At 57.2% G+C, this 20915-nt stretch carries 24 protein-coding genes; 15 read left to right on the top strand and 9 right to left on the bottom strand.

Annotation, left to right across the window (positions count from 1 at the left end; genetic code table 11):
• Positions 1–51: 51 nt before the first annotated feature.
• The 3 genes from AC53L6_RS02850 (at position 52) to AC53L6_RS02840 (ending at position 2700) form a co-directional block, all read left to right on the top strand.
• Positions 52–1092: a LacI family DNA-binding transcriptional regulator gene (locus tag AC53L6_RS02850; protein ID WP_496906732.1), complete on the top strand. Its 1041-nt coding sequence runs from the start codon at positions 52–54 to the stop codon at positions 1090–1092.
• A complete protein-coding gene (locus tag AC53L6_RS02845; protein WP_496906731.1) occupies positions 1079–2158 on the top strand; it encodes an ABC transporter ATP-binding protein in 1080 nt (359 codons plus the stop codon). Before AC53L6_RS02850 ends, AC53L6_RS02845 begins: the two co-directional genes overlap by 14 nt.
• A 260-nt stretch (positions 2159–2418) precedes the next feature.
• Positions 2419–2700, top strand: a complete 282-nt coding sequence (locus tag AC53L6_RS02840) for a hypothetical protein (RefSeq protein ID WP_496906730.1) — start codon at positions 2419–2421, stop codon at positions 2698–2700.
• A 326-nt stretch (positions 2701–3026) separates the two neighbouring features.
• Here the strand turns inward: AC53L6_RS02840 and AC53L6_RS02835 are convergent, their stop codons facing one another.
• Positions 3027–3995, bottom strand: a complete 969-nt coding sequence (locus tag AC53L6_RS02835; protein WP_299203715.1) for an alpha/beta fold hydrolase — start codon at positions 3993–3995, stop codon at positions 3027–3029.
• A 112-nt stretch (positions 3996–4107) separates the two neighbouring features.
• On the opposite strand from AC53L6_RS02835, the gene AC53L6_RS02830 reads away from it, so the two are divergent.
• Positions 4108–5079 carry a GlxA family transcriptional regulator gene (locus tag AC53L6_RS02830; protein ID WP_496906729.1) on the top strand — a complete coding sequence of 324 codons (972 nt, stop codon included), beginning with the start codon at positions 4108–4110 and terminating at the stop codon, positions 5077–5079.
• Between the two features lie 24 nt (positions 5080–5103).
• On the opposite strand, the gene AC53L6_RS02825 is transcribed toward AC53L6_RS02830, so the two are convergent.
• On the bottom strand, positions 5104–5310 hold the full coding sequence (locus AC53L6_RS02825; protein WP_299600270.1) for a RidA family protein: 207 nt from the start codon (positions 5308–5310) through the stop codon (positions 5104–5106).
• Positions 5311–5344: 34 nt separating this feature from the next.
• On the opposite strand from AC53L6_RS02825, the gene AC53L6_RS02820 reads away from it, so the two are divergent.
• Positions 5345–5599 (top strand): hypothetical protein, encoded by a 255-nt coding sequence (locus tag AC53L6_RS02820; RefSeq protein WP_496906728.1) that lies wholly within the window; start codon positions 5345–5347, stop codon positions 5597–5599.
• Positions 5600–5794: 195 nt separating this feature from the next.
• Here the strand turns inward: AC53L6_RS02820 and AC53L6_RS02815 are convergent, their stop codons facing one another.
• Positions 5795–6454: a TetR/AcrR family transcriptional regulator gene (locus AC53L6_RS02815; RefSeq protein ID WP_496906727.1), complete on the bottom strand. Its 660-nt coding sequence runs from the start codon at positions 6452–6454 to the stop codon at positions 5795–5797.
• A 305-nt stretch (positions 6455–6759) separates the two neighbouring features.
• Here AC53L6_RS02815 and AC53L6_RS02810 point away from each other — a divergent pair, with 305 nt between their 5' ends.
• Entirely contained in the window at positions 6760–7728 is a 969-nt protein-coding gene (locus AC53L6_RS02810; protein ID WP_496906726.1) for an alpha/beta hydrolase family protein, read from the top strand.
• 390 nt (positions 7729–8118) lie between these two features.
• Here the strand turns inward: AC53L6_RS02810 and AC53L6_RS02805 are convergent, their stop codons facing one another.
• Together AC53L6_RS02805 and AC53L6_RS02800 are read right to left on the bottom strand one after the other, a co-directional pair.
• Positions 8119–8967, bottom strand: coding sequence for an NmrA family NAD(P)-binding protein (locus AC53L6_RS02805; protein ID WP_496906725.1), 849 nt, complete (start codon positions 8965–8967; stop codon positions 8119–8121).
• Positions 8968–8983: 16 nt separating this feature from the next.
• Positions 8984–9757, bottom strand: a complete 774-nt coding sequence (locus tag AC53L6_RS02800) for an SDR family oxidoreductase (RefSeq protein WP_496906724.1) — start codon at positions 9755–9757, stop codon at positions 8984–8986.
• Between the two features lie 105 nt (positions 9758–9862).
• Between AC53L6_RS02800 and AC53L6_RS02795 the strand changes: the two genes are divergently transcribed.
• Positions 9863–10783 carry a helix-turn-helix transcriptional regulator gene (locus tag AC53L6_RS02795; RefSeq protein WP_496906723.1) on the top strand — a complete coding sequence of 307 codons (921 nt, stop codon included), beginning with the start codon at positions 9863–9865 and terminating at the stop codon, positions 10781–10783.
• Here AC53L6_RS02795 and AC53L6_RS02790 read toward each other — a convergent pair.
• A complete protein-coding gene (locus AC53L6_RS02790; RefSeq protein WP_496906722.1) occupies positions 10777–11445 on the bottom strand; it encodes a TetR/AcrR family transcriptional regulator in 669 nt (222 codons plus the stop codon). The genes AC53L6_RS02795 and AC53L6_RS02790 overlap by 7 nt on opposite strands.
• A gap of 19 nt (positions 11446–11464) precedes the next feature.
• Here AC53L6_RS02790 and AC53L6_RS02785 point away from each other — a divergent pair, with 19 nt between their 5' ends.
• The 4 genes from AC53L6_RS02785 to map all read left to right on the top strand — a co-directional run bounded on the left by AC53L6_RS02785 (position 11465) and on the right by map (position 13883).
• The gene (locus AC53L6_RS02785) at positions 11465–11920 is read left to right on the top strand and encodes a nuclear transport factor 2 family protein (RefSeq protein ID WP_299203687.1); all 456 of its coding nucleotides are present in this window, start codon (positions 11465–11467) and stop codon (positions 11918–11920) included.
• Positions 11913–12755 (top strand): ergot alkaloid biosynthesis protein, encoded by an 843-nt coding sequence (locus tag AC53L6_RS02780; protein WP_496906721.1) that lies wholly within the window; start codon positions 11913–11915, stop codon positions 12753–12755. Before AC53L6_RS02785 ends, AC53L6_RS02780 begins: the two co-directional genes overlap by 8 nt.
• 116 nt (positions 12756–12871) lie before the next feature.
• On the top strand, positions 12872–13102 hold the full coding sequence (locus tag AC53L6_RS02775) for a ParD-like family protein (RefSeq protein WP_496906720.1): 231 nt from the start codon (positions 12872–12874) through the stop codon (positions 13100–13102).
• Position 13103: 1 nt separating this feature from the next.
• Positions 13104–13883, top strand: coding sequence for a type I methionyl aminopeptidase (gene map, locus AC53L6_RS02770; RefSeq protein WP_496906719.1), 780 nt, complete (start codon positions 13104–13106; stop codon positions 13881–13883).
• Positions 13884–13962: 79 nt separating this feature from the next.
• Here the strand turns inward: map and AC53L6_RS02765 are convergent, their stop codons facing one another.
• Together AC53L6_RS02765 and AC53L6_RS02760 are read right to left on the bottom strand one after the other, a co-directional pair.
• Positions 13963–14883 (bottom strand): SDR family oxidoreductase, encoded by a 921-nt coding sequence (locus AC53L6_RS02765; protein WP_496906718.1) that lies wholly within the window; start codon positions 14881–14883, stop codon positions 13963–13965.
• A 40-nt stretch (positions 14884–14923) separates the two neighbouring features.
• Positions 14924–15664 carry an SDR family oxidoreductase gene (locus AC53L6_RS02760; RefSeq protein ID WP_299203673.1) on the bottom strand — a complete coding sequence of 247 codons (741 nt, stop codon included), beginning with the start codon at positions 15662–15664 and terminating at the stop codon, positions 14924–14926.
• Between the two features lie 123 nt (positions 15665–15787).
• On the opposite strand from AC53L6_RS02760, the gene AC53L6_RS02755 reads away from it, so the two are divergent.
• The 3 genes from AC53L6_RS02755 (at position 15788) to AC53L6_RS02745 (ending at position 18868) form a co-directional block, all read left to right on the top strand.
• Positions 15788–16684 carry a LysR family transcriptional regulator gene (locus AC53L6_RS02755; RefSeq protein ID WP_496906717.1) on the top strand — a complete coding sequence of 299 codons (897 nt, stop codon included), beginning with the start codon at positions 15788–15790 and terminating at the stop codon, positions 16682–16684.
• Positions 16685–16832: 148 nt separating this feature from the next.
• The gene (locus AC53L6_RS02750; RefSeq protein WP_496906716.1) at positions 16833–18266 is read left to right on the top strand and encodes a c-type cytochrome; all 1434 of its coding nucleotides are present in this window, start codon (positions 16833–16835) and stop codon (positions 18264–18266) included.
• Between the two features lie 131 nt (positions 18267–18397).
• On the top strand, positions 18398–18868 hold the full coding sequence (locus AC53L6_RS02745) for a hypothetical protein (RefSeq protein ID WP_496906715.1): 471 nt from the start codon (positions 18398–18400) through the stop codon (positions 18866–18868).
• Here the strand turns inward: AC53L6_RS02745 and AC53L6_RS02740 are convergent.
• Positions 18853–19533: a GntR family transcriptional regulator gene (locus tag AC53L6_RS02740; RefSeq protein ID WP_496906714.1), complete on the bottom strand. Its 681-nt coding sequence runs from the start codon at positions 19531–19533 to the stop codon at positions 18853–18855. The genes AC53L6_RS02745 and AC53L6_RS02740 overlap by 16 nt on opposite strands.
• A 378-nt stretch (positions 19534–19911) precedes the next feature.
• On the opposite strand from AC53L6_RS02740, the gene AC53L6_RS02735 reads away from it, so the two are divergent.
• Positions 19912–20895 (top strand): TRAP transporter substrate-binding protein, encoded by a 984-nt coding sequence (locus AC53L6_RS02735; RefSeq protein ID WP_299211631.1) that lies wholly within the window; start codon positions 19912–19914, stop codon positions 20893–20895.
• The last annotated feature ends 20 nt before the right edge of the window (positions 20896–20915 follow it).

The raw sequence follows: 20915 nt of genomic DNA, 5'->3' as shown, positions 1-20915 counted from the left end.
ACTGTTTTTGCACACTGCGCGCAGTTTTTTAAAACGCTTTGAGGTCCACCCTTGGCAACGCTGAAGAAAATCGGGGAAGAGCTTGGGCTGTCGGTGGCAACCGTCAGTCGTGCTTTGAATGGGTTTCCCGAGGTCAAGGAAACAACCCGCAATAGGGTGCGGGAGGCTGCAGATCGGCTCGGCTACCGCCCGAACCGAGTGGCGCAACGGCTTGTGACTGGGCGTTCCGGAATGGTCGGCATGATCGTAAAGATCAAGCCGGACATGAGTGCCGACCAGACTTTCTTTGAGATGTTAACAGGGCTGACGGCCGCGCTGTCTGAGCGCGAAATCGATCTGGTACTGGCCGTCGATCAGGCTGAGGATCCAGTGCTGCCCTATCAGCGGATGCTGGAACGCGATGTCCTCGATGGCTTCATTTTAAATGCGCCGGTCCCTGACGACCCCAGGGTCTCTTTTCTGCAAGAGCGTGGCATCCCATTTGTGCTACACGGTCAGGATCGGGCGTGCCCGAACTACCCGACTTTCGGGATAGATAATTTTTCGGTCTCGACTGATTCCGTTCGGCTTCTGGCGCAGTTGGGCCATCGGCGAATTGCACTGATCAACGGCGAAGTGTCGGCCGCGTTTGCGCATGATCGCCTCGCCGCGTTCGAGGCCGCGATGGAAGATTTCGGATTGAACAAAGACCTGATAAGGACAGGCGCGAGCCTGGAAAGCCACGGCTATTCTCAGGCGCTTGATCTTCTGTCAGCTGCCACCCCGCCGACCGCTATTATCTGCGCATCGACCGTTATTGCGGCGGGCGCCATGCGTGCCATTCGCGATCGCGGGCTGAGTGTGCCCGGCGATGTATCGGTCATGGCCCACGATGACGCGCTGCCGCAAACCCGCGCAATCAATTTCGAACCGGCGCTGACGGTCACGCGCGCGCCGATGCGTGATGCCTGCGCACCGCTGGCGCATATGTTGGTCGATCACTTGAACGGCACCCCGGCACATGAGCTTCAGGTGACGCTGAAGGCCGATCTGATCATTCGCGGCTCTACCGGGCCCGCCCCAAAACCGGAGATATCCGATGGCCCTCGATGACACTGATACCCCCCTTGCCTTATCGGTGCGTGGTTTGCGCAAAACCTACGGCGCAGTCGAGGTTTTGCACGATCTTGATATCGATATGGCCGAGGGTGAATTCCTTGTGCTTGTCGGTCCCTCGGGGTGCGGCAAGTCCACGCTGCTGAATTGCATCGCGGGGCTGGAAGAGATCAGTTCGGGCCAGCTCTTCATCGGTGGGCGCGACGTGACGCAAGAACCACCCAAGGACCGCGACATCGCGATGGTGTTCCAATCCTACGCTCTTTATCCGACCATGAGCGTGGGTGAGAATATCGGTTTCGGGATGAAGATCCGCGGTATGCCGAAGGCCAAGATACAGCAGAAAATCGTTTCGGTGGCCGAGTTGCTGCAAATTGACCATCTACTGGACCGGAAACCGAGCCAACTGTCTGGCGGGCAACGCCAGCGTGTTGCGATGGGGCGCGCGTTGGTACGGGACCCAAGGCTGTTCCTGTTCGATGAGCCGCTTTCGAACCTGGACGCAAAGCTACGTGTCGAGATGCGCGCGGAGATCAAAAGGTTGTACATGCAGACAGGCGCAAGCATCGTCTACGTCACCCATGATCAGGTCGAAGCCATGACACTCGCAAGCCGGATCGTCGTTCTGAAGGGTGGCCATGTGCAGCAGATCGGGACACCGACCGAGATCTATGACATGCCCGCCAATACCTTTGTGGCAGACTTTATGGGGTCGCCGCCGATGAACTTGATCCCGGCAACCTTTGCAGATGGGCATTTGCAGATAGGCGATAGCCGGATCGCAACCTCACTCTCCAACGTGCCACAGGACGTGCTTGTCGGTGTCCGACCGGAGCATTTCATCTTTGCCGAAGAAAGTGCGCTCGTTGAGGCCAACCCAAGCATGATGGAAGACACCGGTTCAGACACGTTTCTGACATTCGAATGGGCAGGTGTCGACGTTTTGGCACGTATGCCAGCACGATTTGCGCCGGGCTCGAACGGGGTTCCGCTTTCATTCGACCGCGGCTGCGCAAGCGTTTTTGACGCGGACACACAAGTGCGATTGGCCACCGGTCTCTGACTCTGAAACGATGCAGCGACATTCCTGCGCTTTGCGGGGCCATCGGATGTGTTTCATTCCCGGCTTGGAGTGCCGTACCCGGCGCGCGCAGGTCTTTTTTCTGTTTCGAACACGTTATTTGCATTGGTCCTTTCGACCGAAGCAGCAACTGAACTGATTGTCGGCATCCATCTAGGGTTCGCTTAGATACTTCCCCCCCTGCTAGACAATGCAGACGCCAAGTTGTTGGACCTTTTCAAGTGGTCCGATAACATTAACCTATGTGCAATATTCACCTTCAGCGCGTGCGACGGGAGATAGCTGAAAACCCTGCGATTGCCACATTTCCTGCACTGCTTTCATCGGACAATGCAACCCAACAGGAGATGGCCAAGGCGCACTATCTGCAGACCATCTTGGTCAGCGTCACGCTAGATGCTGCCATGTCGGATCCGACCCATCTCGAGCAGGTAAAGGCAGCGGTCCGACAGGGGGTTTCGGCGTCCGGCATTCATCTGGAGGTATTTGAAATGACAGAAGCGGGTGTCGTTCTTAAGCAGTGAGCTACCTGGCTCAAATGCTGCCGTGCTTGAGGGCAATCTCGGGTTCATCACGGCCACACAAATTGTATTGTTTTTGCGCAATGGTTTGGCCGTCATTGCGAACGTTGCGTCTATCTCCTCAAGTATGAGCGGCCCAAGCCAGCCATTCGCTTCATCGTCAAGCGCTGTGGCGCAGTTTCACCAGACCGGACCTTCGCCGCAACCGCAAAGTCAGACGGCCAGCGGGCTTGCACGCTGCGGGACGAAGCGACCTTTCGCTGCAACGGCGCCAATGGCCGCTTCGTCTAAAGCTGCGGAGGACATGCCTCCTCCGCAGCCATTTGTGATCAGGCTTCGATGAACCCCAACAGATCTGTGTTGACGACGTCTGGATGCGTGGCGAAGAACCCGTGTGACAGCCCGTCATAAACCTTCAACGTCCCGTTCTTCAAAAGCTTCACGGCCTTCTCTGCCGAATTCGATATCGGCACCACCTGGTCGTCAGAGCCGTGCATAACAAGCACCGGCACATCGATTGCCTTGAGGTCCTCGGTCTGGTCAGTTTCAGAAAAGACTTCTATGCACTGGTAGTGCGCGGATGCGCTGCCCATCATGCCCTGGCGCCACCAGTTCTGGATCTGGCCCTGGCTCACCTCGGCCCCTTCGCGGTTGAAACCGAAGAACGGACCCGATGGCACATCAAGATAAAACTGTGCACGATTTGCAGCCAAGGCGGACCGAAACCCGTCAAAGACCTCCTTGGGAATGCCATCGGGGTTCGCATCAGTCTGCAACATCAGCGGAGGGATCGCCCCAAGCAAAGCGGCCTTGGCGACGCGCCCGGGTTCGGCACGCGCGACATATCGTGCTGCCTCCCCACCGCCGGTCGAGTGGCCGATATGAACTGCATTTTGCAGGTCTAACTCTTTGACCAATGCCGCCACATCAGCGGCATAGGTATCCATGTCGTGACCGACATCAGTCTGGGCCGAACGGCCATGCCCACGGCGGTCATGAGCGATGACGCGGTAACCTTTTGACGCGAAGAACAGCATCTGATTGTCCCAGTCATCGCTGGAAAGCGGCCAGCCATGGTGGAAAAAGATGGGTTGGCCATCTCTCGGGCCCCAGTCCTTGTAGAAGATTTCGGTTCCGTCGGTTGTGGTGAAAGTAGACATTGGATCAGTTCCTTTCAGATCGATTTGTGATTGCGCCAGTGCGATGGATGGCAAGGCCAAGGCGACCGAAGCGGCCGTACCCATCAGCAGCACATCGCGCCGGTTGGGTGTGAATTTGGTGTTGGTCTGTTCAGTCATCGGTACAGCTCCAAAGTTGATGTCGTTGTTTCGACAGGATGAGATTTAGGCGGTTCAAATGGCGTTCAGGATTGGCGATATTGACAAATACCAAGGCAAAACTGACAATCAGATGATGAGATGCGTCGCCGAAATCGGCCTGCTCGCTTATCCGGGCTGCCAATTGTCATCCGTGTACGGCATGACGGATCTGTTCCGGATCGCTACGGATTGGACGGCCGAGGCGGAGCGGTCATACATTCGCGTCACCCACTGGACCCGAAATGTCAGCGACCCGGATGCCCCACCGGTCTGCAGCTGGGACAGCCATCCCGGGCAGGATCACAGGCTTGACTACATCATCCTGCCACCGAGCATCGTTATGCCCGATCAGATGTCTGACATGCCTGAAGAGGCTGCCTGGCTGAATAGCTGGCACGGCGCTGGTACGCGGATCTGTTCGGTATGTGCCGGCGCGTTTGTCCTGGCCGACACCGGGCTGCTGGATGGACGCAAGATCACGACCCACTGGGCATTTGCTGACCAGCTGTCGCGCCGCTTTCCCAAAATCGACGTCGCCGAGCGACACATGGTTCTGGACGATGGCGACATCATCACGGCGGGTGGGATTCTTGCGTGGACCGACCTTGGTCTGACGCTTGTCGAACGCCTGATGGGGCCAAGCATCATGCTGGCGACCGCGCGATTTCTGCTTGTCGATCCACCTCGCAGCTCTCAGCGGCCATTTGCGCAATTTCTGCCCCGCTTCGATCACAGAGACGGCCCTGTTCTGCAGGCCCAACAACATGTGCATGCACAACCGGCCACGGCCCATAGTTTGGCCGAACTGTCTGCAATTGCAGGCTTGGGCGAACGTACATTTCTGCGCCGGTTTTCTTCGGCAACCGGGTTGAGGCCCACCCAATATGTCCAGAATGTCCGCATCGCCAAGGCGCGTGAGAGCCTCGAACTGACGCAGAAAACCGTCGATCAGATCGCGTGGAGCATCGGCTATGAAGACCCTGCCGCCTTTCGAAAAGTATTCAAAAAGCTGACAGGCGTATCGCCGAACACCTACCGGATGCGTTTTGGGGTCGCGGGCTAGAATATCACCGGGCGCTGGTTTGCATTAGCTTTTGACCTGCACCACCATCTCGGCCTCGATCTGAAGGTCTGGGCCTGCAAGGGCCTGAACGCGAATGCCGGTCAGGCTTGGCCGGGCACCATTCAGAAACCGGATGACTTCGATAATAGCGATTTCTTGCTTCTCAGCACGCAGGTCCGTCACGTAGATGCGCATCTGAACGATATTGTCGGTCGTAGCCTTTAAGAACACGGGCAAGCTATCCGCGTGGCTATCGAGGCCGCCGATGATAGTGTTGCGGGCGCTTCCAGCATACCACGCGGAACGCTGCGGATCATTGCACCTGACGGTCTTGGGCGCCGCCTGCTGGGTCTATCGTCATCTTGAGCGTTGGCCGGAGACGCAGATCGAGATGAGTTTTTCGGACCGGGTCGACAATGTCATCGAGGCGGGCTTTGATCTGTCGGTCCGCATTGTCGTGACTTCCCCCGATCAGGGCTTTGTCGTTCGGGCCTTGCTGCGAAGTGAGGCGCTGCTCTGAGCGGCAAGGCTGGATTTTGCACGAAGAGGACGGGACCACGTACCATGCCCAGGGCCGCGTTAAACATGTTCTGCCGCAGGTGAGTTTCGGTATGGTTCTCATCGTTGCCCTCTATCTACACCGGCGTCTGTTGGACGTGCGGGTCCGTCGCTTAATCGGTATGCTGGGCGAATACATCAGGACGCTACATTTTGGCTAAACATCGTTCTGTCGGGCATCAGGACCGCCGGAACCGGCCGAACCAAATCGCAGCCCCCTGATCATGAGATCCACCATGCGACGGATATGATCCGCACCATCCTCACCGGATGCCACCGAAAGGTTCCCGATTGCCCGCAACAGGTCGTAGGGTTCGACTTTGCCATTGATGTCTCCTGCGTCTGTCGCCCGCTCCAGCAAAGCGGTGAGCGCTGGTTCAAAGTTTTTCCGGAAATATTCAGGTAAGGTAGCAAAGGCGGGATCGCCGGAATGCAGCGCGGACGCCAGCCCCTTCTTGGTCGTGATGAACAGGGTGTAGCGATGCAGCCAGCGCGACAGCGCATCCAGCGGAAAGTGCGCACCTGACAGCTTTTCCGCCTCGGCCACGCACGCGTCAACCTCCCGCCGGAATACGCCAGCGATCAGGTCCGACCGCTGCGGGAAGTTCCGGTAGACGGTACCGATTCCCACGCCCGCCTTTTCCGCGACTTCGCGAACCGGGGCGTCGACGCCCGATGTTGCAAAGACCGACTTAGCGGCTTCCAGCAGCGCATCGGTGCTGCGCTGCGCGTCTGCGCGGACGCGTTTTTCCCTTGGTTTAATCGGCTTGGCGCCGTTCTTATTGTCTGTTTTTGACGGGTTCAATTCAGTCTCCAAAACAGAAAACGGAATGGTGATCCGTTTAATATTGACATACGGAACGGTGTTCCGTGTATGAATTCGGAGCAACGTTCCGTTTCTAATAGTGAGGTTCGTTCCTCCTGACCAGAAATTTCACATGAAAGGAGAATGCCCCATGACTGCCATTCGCAATTCACTAGCCCCCAAGCCACAAAGGCGGCAGGACCCGCCGGGCCGTATCCAGCAGACATAGATAACGGGATGTTGCGGCAGTTTTGGCTGTCCCGGACATCGTGACCCTCTTCAGGGCAATCCCAATTACAGCAAAGGAGAGTGGAGCAATGAACAACCTCATAACCGACGCCCGTCACATTCCCGTCAATGAACCCACTCAGACGATTTCCATCAACCCGGTGACGTTGGAGGCCCCAGATCGGGGCGTGCCGTTGGAAATGCGCATCACCGCGCCTGTAACCGGCTACGACCTGCCGATTATTCTGCTGTCGCACGGCCACGGACCTTCTCTCTACATCCCCTCCAAGGACGGCTATGCTCCGCTTGCAAATTTCTATGCCGCGCACGGCTTTGTCGTAATTCAACCGACCCACGTAAATTCAAAGGTTGCTGGCCTTCCGGCCGATGCACCCCGCGGCCCCTTGTTCTGGCGGTCGCGCGTTCAGGATATGTCTATGATCCTTGATCATCTGGAAGACATTGAGGCTTCGATCCCGGCCATTGCCGGACGCCTTGATCACCACAAAGTCGCAGCGGTCGGGCATTCCCTTGGCGGACAGACCGTTGGCATGCTGCTTGGTGCCCGGTTGACCGATCCAAAGGATCCGGATGCGGTGGACGTCAATATGATCGAGCCGCGCATCAAGGTTGGCGTACTTCTGGCCGCCCCAGGTAACGGCGGCGACAGCCTTAGCGACAATGCGCGAGAGAACTATTCGGCCCTGAATCCGGATTTCTCACATATGACGACAAAAACGCTGGTGGTCGCTGGTGACGCCGACCTGGCCGCGCATCTTACCGTTCGCGGGGCGGATTGGTACAGGGATCCATTCCGTAACGGACCGGGTGCAGACAGCATGTTGACCCTGATCGGGGGAAAACACGGGTTGGGAGGCGTTTCAGGTTACGACGCCAAGGAAACAAGTGATGAGGATCCAGATCGCCTGGCGGTCGTCCAGCGCATGACATGGGCCTATTTGCGTTCAGCGTTGTGCGAGGGCGATCAGGCTTGGTCGGTGGCTTGCAGCGAATTGCAGAGCCACGCCAGTTCCCACGGCTACGTCGATTTCAAGTAGAGTCGACAAAGGTCTCTGACTTGACGGCCCGCTTTAAACACAAAATACACACCGCCCGATCAGCCTCTACTTCTGAGATACAATATAGAAGAATGATCTGAAAGTTGTTCGGTCCGATCAGCGAAGCTGACATTGGCTGCGTTGCAGAAATTCTTCACTAAAAGCTCATCCACGGCCTTCTACCGGCTAAACTGCGTCATGTCTTCCATGCGCTGGACGCCGTTGGCGAGCCGCCTATCTGCAGTGTTCACAACACGATGGTACTAAAACTAAACGCTTACCTGCTTCTCACACGTCATCCGGATCGGCGTGCTTTAATACTCTAACACCGGAACGACTTTAACGCAGGGATCGACAGGACCCCTACGTCGGGCCGAGTCAGCTACAAAGTCACGCAAACTCGTCCGCGTGCTTTTCGCACCATTTGCGGAACCTGCGCGGCGCGGTACCGGACAGGTTCGCGATGTCATCGGCGAGAAAGCCAGCACGTCCTGCACGGAACACCTCGTTGAGGTTGCGCAGGGCATTGGCATTTGACTCTGGCATGCCGTCCGCGATGTGTCGATGCTCAAGCTCCTCAGGCGTAACTGATTTGAACTCGATGGGTCGGTCGATCACGTCAGAGAGGATTGCGACCTGTTCGCGGGCGCTCAGGGCCTCGGGGCCGTTCAGGATGTATCCCTTGCCAGCATGGCCCGGCTCGGTCAGCGCCAGCACGGCGATACGCGCCACGTCATAGGGATCGACGATTGCGAGGGTGCCGGGATCGGTCGCGTCCACCACGCGGCCCTCTTTCTTGATCGCGTCAAGCCACCAGAGCGCGTTGGACATGAGCCCATTGGCCCGCAGATAGGTCACATCCAGATCCGATTTGTGGAAGACTTCGTCGCGCGCGGCAATCATGGCACCGATCATTGGATAGGGTTGCAGGCTGGTCCCAAGCGATGAGAGCAGGGCGATCCGTTTCACGTTGGCGGCATGTGCCGCGTCGACCATGCTTTGCGCCTGCTCGACGGATGGGCCGACCTGCATGAAGAATACGCCCTCCACGCCCTGTGTCGCTTCGGCGATGCTTTTGGCGTCATCAAGTTCGCCGACAGCAAATTCGATACCCTCTGGCAGTTGCTTCCTGGCACGGGCTTCGTCGCGGACAAAGGCACGCACTCCATGGCCTTTTTGCAAGAGCTGTGTCGCGACTTCGCCGCCGACATTTCCTGTTGCTCCAAATACAAGATACATGAGATTTTCCTTTCGATCAGCTGGTTTGGGTTTGAGGTGATGAGGTTTGAGATGCCGTGTTGGCGAGGGCCCAGGCATCCGCACCCGCAGGAAGGTGGTCAGGGCAGTCCGGATCGGTTGCAGCCCGCCAGATCGCTTCGGTTACGTCTTCGATCTTCGTTGTGGCCAAGGGAGCAGCCAGACCGGCAAGCGTCTTTTTGGCGAAGTCCGCATAGGCTGCGGGAATGCCGTCCGATGCGCGCGACTGCGCATTTTCGGCAAAGCGCGTTTCGGCCTGCCCGGGAATGACAACTTTTACCCTCACGCCGAACTCTTTTATTTCAAGCGCAAGGCAATCGCTGAACGCGATGATCGCCGCCTTGCTGGCGGAGTAGAACGAAAACAGCGGAAACGGCTTCATCGTTGTGCTGGAATTGACGTTCACAATCACGCCTGTGCCGCGTTCCCGAAACGTAGGCAGGATCGCCTTGGTCATGGCGATTGTGCCAAGGGTGTTGGTTTCAAAAATGGCGCGAACGTGTGCCATGTCGGGGCCCTCGACAGCGCTCAGCATTCCGATGCCCGCGTTGTTGACCAGCACGTCAATGGGACCGGCAGCGTCAATGGCGACCGCGATGCTATCCGGATCGGTCGTGTCCAGTGGTAGCACCCGTAGGCGGTCGCTCGGCGGGAACAGATCCTCGCGTGGGGTGCGCATCGTCGCGATGACGGACCACCCTTTGCTGAGGAAGAACAATGCTGTCTCCAGTCCGAATCCGGAGGAGCACCCTGTAATGAGTACGGTTTTCATTCAGACCTCCTATTTCTGTTTGGTTCTCCTCTGTTGACAAAATAGCAGCCGGAGTGTGTACTATCGATGGCTAAAAATCCGGTATTCATTTGCGGAAGTCTTGTCTTGACCGATCCACTGACCGATGTGATTTCCCTGCTGCAGCCACAGCCTGCCGCGATGAAGCTGGTGTATGGTGGCGGCGCTTGGCGTGTACGCCGTGAAGTCACGGACCGGGTCTTCTATGGGCTGGCGCTGGATGGAGGGTTTCGATTCCAGCCGGATGGACAGGCGGAAGTCGTCATCGAGGCTGGCGACTTCCTGTTGGTCCCCTCGGCCGCCGATTTCACGGTATCGAGCAAGGTCGAAGTCACCGGCGATGCCCTTTTGGCGCTTCCCGTTGATCTGTCTGGCGGAGAATATCGCGTGGGCGACCCGGATGCGCCGATCGATGTCAGGATGATGATCGGGTACTGCCTCTTCGGCTCGCCTGACGCGTCCTTGCTGGTCTCGCTCTTGCCGCAGATTGTCATTATCCGGAAAAATGATCGCTTGGCCGCGCTCGCGCGTTTGGTAGACGACGAGTATCGAAACCGGCGCAATGCGCGCGATGTGATCCTTGATCGGCTGCTCGAAGTCCTGTGCATCGAAGCCTTTCGCGCCCTTCCAGACGAAGGCGGCTTTTCGGGGCTTGTGCGCGGGCTTGCTGACGATCAGATCGCGCAGGCAATCCGCCTCATTCACGAAGACCCCATACATGGCTGGACTGTCGATGAATTGTCACGCGAAGCCGCACTTTCGCGGTCGGCCTTCTTCGCGAAATTCAATCGCGTGGTTGGCATGGCGCCGATCGAATATCTGCAAAACTGGCGGATGTCGTTGGCCAAGGACAAGCTATGCGCCGGCAACAGCTCTATTTCAGAGATCGCCTACAGCGTCGGCTATGGCTCTCCAAGCGCGTTCAGCGTGGCGTTTACCCGCATCGTCGGACGCCCACCTACAGAATACGCGCGAGAGATCAAAGAGCATGCAGACCTGCTTCACTGACGGCCAAGACCTGCAGCGATGAACTGTGCGATTTTGTCTATTTCCACCCTGCTGACGCGACCTCCGGTCACGATGACTCGCCAATAAAGGATGCTTGCAAGCGCGTCGTTGGCAAGGTCGCGGTCCGCACTTGCAGTTAATTCACCACGTGTGATGGCCCGATCGACGATCACCTTACCGCGTTCGCGCCGCTCATATTGCAGAGTGTTCCTTATCTCGGCGCTCAATGCGCTGGTTCTGGCCATCTCGGCATGCAGGTCGGGCAGAATGCGCCGGACTAGCGGGTGGCGAAGCGTCTGGCGCAGCGACAACAGGATCAGCCGCAGGTCCCCCAATAACGACCCGCTGTCGGGGATGGGTGTGAGGTTCAGGCCAACCGTCTTGATCAGTTCGATCGCCATGTCCTGTTTTGACGACCAGCGCCGATAGAGCGCTGCTTTTCCAACACCGGCCCGCTTGGCGACGCGTTCCAGGCTAAGCGCACCAAGACCTGTCTGCGCCCATTCCTCAAAAAACGCGCGGGTCAGTGCATCGGTCACGGACGAGCGCATCACGGCCGCTCCGCTGGGCGCACGCGTGGATGCATTTGCTGCCAAACTTTCGTCGGAACGGTTGCGTTCCATCCGTTGATCTCCTATATGGTCGATACGATAGCGTTCCATCCAAAAAGGAGATTTGTCAATGACCACTCAGCAAACCCGTTTTGAAGGACTCGCCGGCATATTGCGTGAAGGGCTCGGTGCCCGGCTTGCCCCGGGCGCGGAAGGGTTCCTCGACATGATCGCCGAGGACTGTGTGTTTGAGGCTCCCTATGCACCGCCGGGATTCATTGCCCGAATCGACGGTCGAGATGCGTTGGAGCGTTACCTGATGGTTTTGCCCGACCTGATCCGCATCGACGATTTCTTTGACCTGCGGGTCAGCGAAATGGCGGACCCCAACAAAGTCGTGCTGGAGTTTCGCGGCAGCGGCGAAGGTCGAACCGGTGCATCTTACGATCAGAAATGGATATCGGTGATCGAAACGCGCGACGGCAAAATTGTCTATTACGCCGACTATTGGGATCCACGGATCACGCTTGCTGCAACCGGAGACGCTGTTCCCCAGCCTGAGGGGGAGGGTTTTACCCGTGCCTGATACAATCCTTGTCACGGGCGGGACCGGCACCACCGGACGCCGTGTATCCGCTCAGCTTTCCGCCCGCGGCCTTCGGCATCGCGTCGCAACACGCAATCCCGGCGCCAAAGACCACATCCGCTTCGATTGGATGATTGAGACCACCTGGGCGGCAGCGCTGGAAGACGTCAAAAGCATTTATCTCGTCGCGCCAAGTGGCATCGCTGAACCGTTGCCCGTGATGATCCCGTTCATGGAACTCGCGATCCGCAATGGCGTCAGACGCTTCGTCCTGCTCAGCGCATCCTCGTTGGAACCGGGTGGGCCGATGATGGGCGCGGTACATGCCTGGCTGCGCGATCACGCGCCGGAATGGGTGGTTCTGCGTCCGACATGGTTCATGCAGAATTTCTCTGATGGCCAGCACCTTGCGACCATCCGCGATCAGGGCGCGATCTACACCGCGACAGATCAAGGGCGGATCGGGTTCATCGATGCAAAGGATATTGCAGCCGTCGCAGTCGAAGCATTGACCCAGCCAGAATGTGTGTCAGGCGACATGATCCTGACCGGACCTGCGGCACTCAGTTATGATGATGTGGCGGCGACGCTCAGCGATGTGTTGAAGCGCCCGGTCATGCACCATCACCTGAGCGTGGATGAGCTTGCCGCGCGACATAGGGATCAATCCGGCCTGCCAGAAGCCTATGCCCAGACACTTGCACAGATGGATGCTGACATCGCTGCGGGTTCAGAAGATCGCATCACCGACGCCGTGCCGCGCATGGCCGGACGACCAGCGCACGCGCTGGAGGAGTTCATCGCCGCCAATGTGGATGTTTGGAGCAAGAGGTGATGTACGGCATCGCCCATCGTGGGAACCAACCGACTCAATATTTTTCGTGAACGCACGCGACTACGTTTTTTTAACATCAGATCGACCAATGATGATATGAAACATATACGATTCGTATGTTTGAGATCGAGGAGACGCAGATGGGCATCGTGAAAATCAACGACGACCTACATGAAGAGGTCCGTCGGGCCAGCAGTGTGCTGTGCCGGTCCATCAATGCGCAGGCAGAGTTCTGGATGAAGATCGGCATGTTGGCCGAAGCCAACCCGACCCTGTCCTTCAACGACATCGTGAAGATGCAGCTGGAAGCGGCGCAGGTACGTGTCGCGGACGTCGCGGCAGCGTAACATGGTAAAGACCCCCGACGAACTGGATCTGATGCGCCTGTCCGGCAGATTGCTAGCGTCGGTATTCGAGATGCTGGACAGACAGAAGCTTGAAGGCATGTCGACATTGCAAGTCAACGATCTGGTCGACCGTTTCATCACCGTCGACCTCGACGCCCGTCCGGCGAGTAAGGGCCAATATGGTTTCGAATATGTCCTGAATTGTTCGATTAATCACGTTGTTTGTCACGGCGTACCAAACCCGAATGAAATCATCCGTGACGGCGATATCGTCAATTTCGATATCACGCTCGAAAAGAACGGTTACATAGCGGATTCAAGCAAGACGTATCTGGTCGGCAATGCCCCACCTGCTGCGAAACGGTTGGTACGGATCGCCCAAGAGGCAATGTGGCAAGGCATAAGACAGGTGCGGCCCGGAGCACACTTGGGAGATATCGGCTTTGCCATCGCGAGATACGCCAAAAAGAACGGTTGCTCTGTTGTACGGGAGTATTGCGGACATGGCATCGGTCGCGAGATGCACGAGGAACCGCAGGTGCTGAACTTCGGACGACCGGGAACGGGCTTGAAGCTGCGCGAAGGCATGGTTTTCACCGTCGAGCCGATGGTCAATAGGGGCAGTCGCATGGTCACAACCGAGAGCGACGGATGGACAGTCATAACCAAAGACAGAAAGCTCTCGGCTCAGTTCGAACATACGGTTGCGGTCACCGGTAGTGGCGTTGAGGTTTTTACCCTGCGCGGCAACGAGACGCCCATGATAGAGCGAGTGCAATAATCTGGCAGGTACGGTGTGCGACGCTCGATGTGGTACTGCCGAAGACTCGTTCGGCAATGCCACAGCTTTAACTCATGGATCAGCTTGATGCCTGTTCAATCGGAGATAACAAGTCCTCCAGACCGATCCGCCGGAACATCTCTGCTCGCACCCGATCAGCCACCCCGCTGACAACTTCTGATCCGTCATGTGACGGATCAACATGAACCCGGAACGGTCGCTTTCCGAATGGCGCGTTCACAATCTCGACGATGCCTTGTGCCACGGCGGACGGGTCTGCGTCGGCGGGCTCGAGCGACCGCAGCCCATCGAGTGCCCTTGCAGGCACGTCTTCATAGAGGCCAGACAGATAGGCGTCGGTAACAGCCTGGTCGTCAGGTTGCCCGGCATGCGCGAAGTGATTGGTCCCGGTAGTGAAGGCGCCTGGCACCATGATCGAGGTTTCGATCCCCCAGCGGGCCAGCTCAGAAGCGTAAGATACAGCGAGCGAATCCATACCCGCCTTGGCGGCAAAATAGGGCGACAGAAACGGCGGCGTGCCGCCTCGGGCGCTTGATGAGGACACCCAGACAACAAGCCCGCGGCCTTGTGTACGCATTCTCGGCAGTGCCGAGCGCATCACGCGCTGTGTCGATAACACATTGATGTTGTAGAGCTGCGCCATCTGTTCGGGCGTGAACGCCTCCGCCGGACCGAATGACATATGGCCCGCGTTATGGACAATGACGTCAAGGCGGCCCGCCTCATCAAAAACCTGATCAATCCCGGCAGCAACGGATGCCTCGTCGACCACATCAATTTCGATCACGCGCAGATCGACCTTGTTCTTGATGGCATAGTCCTTTGCGGCACTGACCTTATCTGCGTTGTGGCCGCTCGTGCCGCGCATGGACTCGTAGACAGTGTGACCTGCATCGGCCAAGGCGTACGCCGTCATCTCGCCAAAACCGCTTGATGCGCCGGTAATGACGACAATCTGTTTTTCTGATCCTTTTGTCACTTTGATTGCTCCTTGGTTTTCGGCTGGTTGGTTGGTCCGTTCAGACCAATCCACCGTTTGCACGTATTGTCTGCCCGTTGACCCAAGCACCGTCCTCTCCGGCCAGAAATGATACGACATTGGCAATGTCGCGGGGTTCCCCGAGCCGTTCGAGCGGGACCATCTTTGCGAAACGCTCAATCAACTCAGGCGGTTTGCCGTCGAGGAATAGGTCGGTGGCGGTCGGCCCAGGTGCCACGGCGTTGACGGTGATGTTGCGCCCGCGCAGCTCCTTTGAGAGGATGCCTGTCAGCGTTTCGATGGCCGCCTTGGTCGCCGTGTACACCCCGTAAGTCTCAAGCTTTGTGCCCACGACACTGGTCGAGAAGTTGACGATTGCTCCACCGCTTTGCAGCCGGTCCGCGGCCTCGCGCATGGTATTGAACGTGCCCTTGAGATTGACGGCAATATGCGCGTCGAACAGGTCGTCGTCGCTGTCAGCGATCTTAGCCAGCTTCATGATGCCTGCGTTATTCACGAGCACAGCAACACCTCCGAAGGCGGTCTCAGCTGCGTCGAACATCCGTCGCACAGCCTCAGCATCGGATACGTCTGCTTTGGCAGCAATGGCCTTGCCACCTGCGGCCTCAATCTTGTTGACGACGGCCGCGGCCGCTTCTTCGCTGCCAGAGTAGTTCACGATGACATTAAGGCCATCGGATGCCAAACGTTCGGCAACGGCTGCACCAATTCCACGGGAAGCGCCGGTGACAATTGCTGTTCTAGATTTTGTATTGGTCATGATGTCTCCTTTCCGTGCGCCAGCACCATGCTGACGATGGCCGGAAGATATGCTGGTGATGGAGCGGGATAACGGGGTATATTTTGACATCACTATTCGCCCCAAGCGAACAATGAGGGTGCAATGGACCGGTTTGAGGCAATGCAGCTTTTTGTGCGGATCGTCGAACGCCGCAGCTTTACCGACGCCGCCCACGATACCGGGACACCAAGATCCACCGTCACGGAAGTGATCCAGCAGATGGAGCAACGGCTTGGTGTGCAATTGCTCCATCGTACGACGCGTGTCGTGCGCCCAACTCTTGATGGGCAAGCCTACTATCAGCGATGCCTTTCGATACTTAACGACGTTGAAGAGGCCGACAGTGCCTTTGTCGGCGCGCCACCGAAAGGCCACCTGCGGATTGAGGTCCAGGGCACGTTGGCCAGACACTTTCTGATGCCGGGTCTGCCGGACTTCCTAGCCCGATACCCCGAGATCGAAATATCCATCAGCGAAAGAGACCGGTGGGTCGATCTGGTCGAGGAAGGTGTCGATTGTGCTTTGCGGTGGGGTGAGCTGCCAGACAGCGATCTGATCGTGCGACCACTGGGTATGGCGAAAAGGATTACCTGTGCTTCACGTGACTACCTGGAGAAGTTCGGCGAACCAATCTCGCTAAGCGATCTGGAAACCCACAAAATGGTTGGTATTTGGCCTATGACGAAAGGCGCGGTCGTTCCGCTCGACTTCATTGTAAAAGACCAAATCAAGAGTTTGAGGCCGCCGACACAGGTTTCGGTCAATGGTCCGGAGAGTTATCGTTTGTCCACCTTGCTTGGTTTTGGCCTGGCGCAGATGCCGCTCTTTCACATCGACGACGATCTCCGGCTTGGGCGTCTTACTCAAGTTCTGGCAAAGTATGACGTTCCCTCTGTACCTGTCTCGTTGCTGTATCCGCGAAGTCGCCAGCTTTCAGCGCGTGTGCGTGTGTTTATCGACTGGGCAGTGAAGTCGTTTCAGGATGACAGGTTCATGTAGGGCGTCTCTAACCGGCTGAGCCCCCTGCAATGAGAGAACCATGCCGGTCTCCGGGGCGCATTGACCGAAAACGAAGGGCACGTTTTCGACGGAAAGCCCCAACCTCCCCGTATTAGAAGTAGAACAAACAGGTGAGGTCGCCATGTCCATGAGTTTTCGATCCCGCGTGCTTTTGGCTTTAATCGCCGTCCCACTTCTTTCCTTTTCGGCTTTTGCGCAGGATAGAGCAGTAGCCCTCCGCGACATCACCAATCAACAAGTTGATGAGCGGCGGTTGCGCGAAGCTGTCGCTTCCAGAACACTCACCTGGCTGACGGGCAGTTCATCCAACAACGACTACATCTCTGTTGGTCGTACGGCCAATTTCTTTGGTTTCGTGGCTCTGCGTGTTTCCAGCGGACAAAGTTTGACCCGCAGTGCGGTTGCGCAAGACACGCTGGCTGTCCTGACCGACGACCAACGCCGCGGGCTTGTTGCACTGCTAGAGGATCAGAAGCCAGCGCACGAGCGGACCCTGAACGCGCGCCATCAGATGAATCGCGCGCTTGAGGGTATGCTGGTTGGAGAAGTCATTTCTGAAGAGGCCTTTCTAGAACTTGGTCGTGTCTACGGCGCAGCCGAGGCCGAGCTTGGGCGGGTCATCGGACAGCGGCTGGGCGATGTCGCCCAGACATTAACCCCTGATCAGCAGATGGCTCTGCACAACGTTAGAACCGCGCACATCTCGGGTCAGGGTGACCAAATCGCCCGGCAACCTGCACGGTTGCGACTGTCGCAAGAAGACAAGCAAGAGCTTGTGAACTTTGCTGCCCGCCTGCTGAGCTGGACCACAGGCTCGAAGGAGTTCAATGACTTCGAAGTCGTCGGAAAGCCCAGTCAGCATTTTGGATTTGTCAGCTTGCGCATAGAATCGAACCACGGTGTGCAGCGTGGCTCTGTTGCGAATGAAGTGTTGGCGTTGTTGAGGCCAGATCAGCAACAGATGCTCGACGCAGCTGCCATCCAGAATGCTGAGGTATTTGAGGATTTTCTCGCAGTGCGGGCGCAACTGATGCGGACGCTTGAAGGTGCTTTGTCCGGTGCCACAATTGATGCTTCTCCGGTCGCGCAGATTGGCGCATCCGTGGGGGAGATCGAAGCCAGCATGACCTGGGCGCAGGCGCTGGCCATGCTGAACGTAAGAAACAGTCTGTCAGATGCTCAGTCGGCTGATCTGTTGGCCATGCGCGCCAAATATACGGGCACTATATTGGACACGCTTCCAGATGATCCTATTGAACGCGGGCGTCAGCTATTCGCCCAATGCGTATTGTGCCACAGCGCAACGGGCGAGTTGGCGGTCGGACCCGACCTGACCAGAATTGTGGGAAAACGGATCGCCGCTGACCCTTCGTTCGAAGGCTATTCTCCTGCGCTATCTGCATTTGGACACGCGCAGGGTGCTTGGAACGAGGCGCTCCTAGATAGTTTCCTGAAGTCACCAAAAGCACTCGTGCCAGGTACGTCTATGGGCTTTGACGGTTTTGATGCGGAGCAAGACAGAGCAGCCTTGATTGCCTATTTGAGATCAAGAGAAGACTGACGGGACAGTCGCACCGATAGCTTATCGAAGCCCGTTGGGCAGAACTGGGAGCAGACATTCGCCGCCATGCCGCATTTTGGTCGGAACGGGCTCAAAGCCGCCATCTAACGGTATTGCTCGGCTTCACGCCCGTGCTGGTCACGCTCCGCGCGCGGGTCCTTGCGAGTTGTCTTAAGAAACGTTCAATATCTATTGCGCAGTTCGCGCGCTTCGCTCCAACTGATAGCAGGCCAGCAGTCAAGCTTCATTTCAACGCGGGCACCCGCAAACGAGTACCGTTAGTGCCACTGCCCGACGCTCACGCCCTGTTTTTTGACATAGAGCCCGCCGCCGTCGCCGAGCAGGCCGGGCCCCGCGCTTTTTATGGTCGTTACGTGCAGCTTGTTCTCTGCCATTCTGATGTATCCGCCGGTTTTTCAAGGAACAACATGAAGGAAAACGGAGCCCTTGAAGGCAAAGGCATTGAAATAAATGAATTTTTCCACGAAAAACTTGGCGCAGGGATTCTCAAGAAGGTGCATGAAAGGGACCATGATGCCTTTTCTGGGCGCCAAAAATCCCCTCATCCTCGATCCGCATGGTGTGTCTATTCTTCGAAATAGCCCTTATGCGTCGTATAGATCGCGTCGATGATCGGGTCGAGACGGTTAAGGTGTTGACGCAGAATGCGATCAGCGGCTTCCGCATCCTGTCCAAGCAGCGCCTGCACCAGCCCATCGTGATCTTCGTACAGCGTTTGCATGGCCTCAGTGCTGGTGAGTGACAACATGCACAACCGGTCGACCTGTGCCTTGTTTGCAGCGATCATCTCGAATGCAAAGGGGCGGCCGGCCGACAGACAAAGCAAGCGGTGAAAGTCGTAATCCAGATCATGAAACGCCTTCGTGTCCTCCGCCGCAATTGCATCCCGCTGACCGCGCAGACTCGCCTTGAGATCGGCATCGAATGCCACGTTCCGTGACTGGGCGGCAGTGCGTACCACCTCAAGTTCAATGGCGGCGCGCACGAACCGTGCATTTGCAATCAAATCGCGCGAGAATGGGCGAACAATCGTGGCCCGTTGGGGCCTGATCAGCAGTAGGTTGAGATTGGCAAGCCGCGTAAACGCCTCGCGCACCGGCTGGCGTGAATATCCGAAAGACTTCGCAACATCCGTCTCAGAAATCTTTGTACCGGGAAGCAGATCAAGCCCGACGATTCGAGCAAACAATTCGTCGAAGATGCGGTCCGTGCTGGTGATGCGATCGACGGTCTCTGTGGATGCCATTGGTGTTCGTCTTTCCGATATTCGATTGGCGCATTCTGCCAAAGATACAAGGCTTGGGAAGCCCCCATTTCTGTATACCAGACAACATCTGAAACAGCGCTCCGCAACGTTGAAAATAAACAGATACCGTAAAATGTAAACTTTCTTGTTGACTAGTATGCAAGTTTTCGTGTTGCCTATCTTCACTTCAGGAAGGGACGGGACAACCGGGTCGATAGGAGTGAAGTCTCGTGGGATTTGCAGTGGCCAGCAATCAACGGCTCACTCGGCTCCACATGATTCAGCTTAAGACCCGCAAGCCTACGCCTTCCACTATGGTTTCCGTCTGAGGAGGACGGCAACCGCACAGGAAGACCAGAACATGAATGGGAGGCTCACATGTTTAACTTTTCACTGAAGGCAGCGACCGCTGCTGCTGTCCTGATCGGCGGCGTTTCCATCGCACAAGCCGACGTAACCTTGCGGGGCGCAAGCATGTTCGACGAAGAACATGCGTTCACTCAGACCCTGCGCGAATTCGAACGGCTGGTTGCCGATAAATATGACGGTGAGGTCGCATTCGATCTGCGTCTGAACGGGGAACTGGGCGTTGAGTCCGACTATGTGACGTATCTCAATCAGGGCGTGGCGGTCGACTATACGATCCTCGCACCGTCCAACATGGCCGTCTTTTCGGAATCGATTCCATTGATGGACATGCCTTTCCTGTTCCGGGATCTCGACCATTGGAACGCGGTTCTGTCATCGGACGCGCTGCAACCGCTTGAGGCTGATCTGCGCGAAGCTGCTGGAATTGTCATTGTTGGCTATCACGGCGGCGGTGTGCGCAACCTCGCCTCGGCCGAACCAATCACCAATATGGAAGAACTCGCCGGTCACCGGATGCGGGTGATGGGTGCTCCAATCCAGGCACAGACATTCTCGGCCGTGGGTGCCGCGCCGTCGGCCATCGCGTATAACGAGGTCTACAACGCCATCCAGACCGGTGTGATCGCAGGCTTCGAAAACGAAGCGGCGTCAATCCAGAACCTGAAGTTCTACGAGGTTGCTCCACATATCTCGTTGACACAGCACACCATCACAGTGCGTCCCATCGTGATGTCGGCAAAGATCTTTGACGGTTTGCCCGCCGATCTGCAGGCTGCCATCATGGACGCAGGGGCGGAGGCCGGTTCATTTGGTCGTGCCCTTGAAAGCGGGCAGGACGGTGAAAAGCTACAGGCGATGGCGGACGCCGGCCAGATCAAGGTTCACGACTTCGCCGGACGTGAAGAGATGCTCGAACTCGTGCAGCCGGTCCAGGACGCTTATGCTGCAGAGCTGGGTGCAACCGAACTGCTTGAGCGCATCCGCGGGATGTAATTTCATGATGACGGACGGCA

This window comes from Tateyamaria sp. LSS28 (assembly GCF_059611725.1).
This window is presented reverse-complemented; position numbering and strand designations above follow the sequence as displayed.